This is a genomic window from Actinomadura sp. 6K520 (assembly GCF_004349245.1).
Taxonomy (GTDB): Bacteria; Actinomycetota; Actinomycetes; order Streptosporangiales; family Streptosporangiaceae; genus Spirillospora.
Genome location: NZ_SMLC01000354.1, coordinates 1 through 2665, shown reverse-complemented (window position 1 = coordinate 2665; position 2665 = coordinate 1). Strand labels below are relative to the sequence as shown.

At 72.6% G+C, this 2665-nt stretch carries 1 pseudogene; it reads right to left on the bottom strand.

What is annotated here, in order from left to right:
* Positions 1–48: 48 nt before the first annotated feature.
* Positions 49–2665, bottom strand: a pseudogene (locus E1289_RS38735) (hypothetical protein); the annotation flags it as partial.

Below are 2665 nucleotides of genomic sequence, written 5' to 3'. Positions count from 1 at the left end.
ACCCCGCCCCACCCCACCGCGAGCAGTGACCCGCCGGCCCGGACAACGTCACGGAAGAGCCCGACTCCACAAAACGGGCTGCTCGCCGTCCGGGCCGTTGCTGTGGCCGACGCCGAACACCTTCTCCTGGAAGGCGGCGAGCCCGGTGACCTTCTGGGCGCCTTCGCCGCTCAGCCCCGTGCCCTCGGGCCTCGTGACCTTCCAGTTCGAGCCGTCCGGTGACGTCATCGACACCACGTCGGCCGAGCCATCGGTACCGGAGGCGGCAGTCACGGCGAACCCCCCGGGTGTGGCCGTCACGGCCGTCACGGTCAGTTCCCGGTCGCCGCCGGGCACGGGCAACTCCCGCCACGACGCGCCGCCATCCGTGGAGACGTAGCCGATCCAGGTGAGGCCCTCCTCCGCCGAGGCGGTCCCCGTGGCGACGAGCGTGCCCCCCTTCGCGGCCACATGCGTCAGCTGCCCTCCGCTGGCGCCACCCGGCAGCGTCTTCAGCGCCCACTGCCGGCCGTCCGACGACGACCAGACCGCGGGACGGTCGCCCTTCCCATCGGAGACACCGCCGACGGCGGTGAAACCGGAGTCGCCGCCTGCGACGTCCAGCATCCAGCGGCGCGCGTTCTTCTCACCCTTCATCGCTTCCGGGGCGTTGCTGGAACCGCGCTCCCATCTCTCCAGGTCGGGCGAGAACCAGGCGGCCGCCGAAAGTCCCTCGGTGCCGACCACCACATAGCCGGCGGACCCCGATGCGGAGGCGTTGGTGGCGAGGTTCTTCCCCTTTTCCGCACCGAACGGTGCGGCCGAGTCGGCGGTCTGCCAGGTCCCCCCATCCTTGGAGACGACGACAAGCGGACGCTTGGGTGCGACCTGGTCGTAGCCGACCGCCAGCCAGCCCGCCTGACCGCCGGTGACTTCGAGCAGCCGCTGCGACCCCGGCCGGGTGAACGCCGCCCCGAGGCCCTGCGCGCTCTCCCAGGACTCGCCGTCGGACGACGTCCAGACCGCCGCGTCGCCGGACGCGCTGCCCACCGCGACGGCGAGCGAGCCGGAGGCACCGACGGCCTGGACCGCGTGGTCGGGCTGGATCACGCCGGAGATCTTCGCTGGATCGAGCGGGATCTGCCGCCCGCCGGCGTCCCAGACGCTCAGCAGCGGGTCCACGTCGCCGCCGCCGGGATCGTGGCCCACGAGGGTGGTCCGCCCCTCGGTCAGCGCTCCGGCGAAGATCCTGCGGCCCGGCTTCCCGGGCGCGCCACCGGCCGGTTTCCAAGTCCGGCCGTCAGCGCTGTGCGACAGCAGCACGTCCCCTCCGCCGCGCACGAGCGCCGTGTAGCCCGTGGAACTGCCGAGAACCTGCATGGTGTAGCCGTAGCCCTTCAGCTTCAGCTTTCCGGCCTCGCTCCACGTCTGCCCGTCCTTGGAAACGAATGCCTGGCCGTAGGGCTCGTCCTTCTTTCCCATCTCCCGGACGGCCACGAACCCGTCCTCGCCGCCGCCGACCGTCAGGCCCCGGCTGCCCTTGGGCACCGGCACCTCCGAGACGGCCCAGGTCTGTCCGCCGTCCTGCGAACGCCAGACCTTCCGGTACTCCGACGGCTTCTTGTTGTCGGGCTTGACGAGTGCCTTCACCAGGACGGCGTCGCCGCTCGCGGCGACCTCTGCCAGCGAGTACGACGCCTTGTTGACCTCGAGGCCGATCTCGTCGCCCACCCGGGTCTCCCATTGGCGCCCGTCGGCCGACGACCAGACGGCCGCCTCGGCGTCGCTGAAATCGCCCTTCGCGGAGTTCGCGCCGATGGCGATGAACCCGTTTCCGGTGGAGACCACCTGGTTCACGCGGTTGCCCGGTCCGAACACTCGTCCGACGGCGTCCGGTTGCCGAGTCCATGCTCGCCCGTCCCTGCTCGTCCAAACGGCGCCGCCGGTCCTGCCGGAACCGATGGCGATCCAGCCCGCAGACGAACCCGCCACAACCTGTGGCGTGGTCGTGAGCGCGGAACCGTCGTCCGGCCCCCGCACCTTCGCGGACTCGAACGTACGCCCGCCGTCCGGGGAGACGAGGAAGAGGTCGCGGGACCGGCTCACACTGCTTTCGCCGCCAACCGCGACGACGGTCGTACCGACCGCCGCGGCACCCGTGAGCTCCTGGTTGCGGCCATCGGTGCGGGCCGCCTCGTTCAACGGGAAGATCGAGCCCGCGAGCCTCGCGCCCGCCTCCTCCTCACCGCCGTCGTCAAGGAGGCCGGGCACGAAGACCACGCCCGCAGCCACCAGCGCGACGGCTGCCAGGCCGGCCAGGCCGATGAGAAGCGGTTTCTTGACGCTCCTGCGGGCCCCCTTGGGCTTCTTGCCCTGCGGCCCCGTCCGCCACGGCTCGTCGATCACCGGCGGTGGGGCGGCCGGGCCGCCGGTTACCTGGCCCGGCCGGCCCGCGCCGGGCACCTGCTGGGCCCAGGGGAACGGTTCCGCGGCCGGGGGTCCGCTAGGGGTGTCCGGGATCTCCTGCGCGTAGGGGAACGGCTCGTGGGCGGGTGGAGCGGGTGCGCCCGGGATCTCTTGCGCGTACGGGAAAGGCTCGTGGACGGGAGGGCTCTGGGCCGGCGGCGCCGCCGGCGGCACCTGCTGCGGGTATCCGGGCGGCGGAGGGGCCGGGGACTGCTGGGGG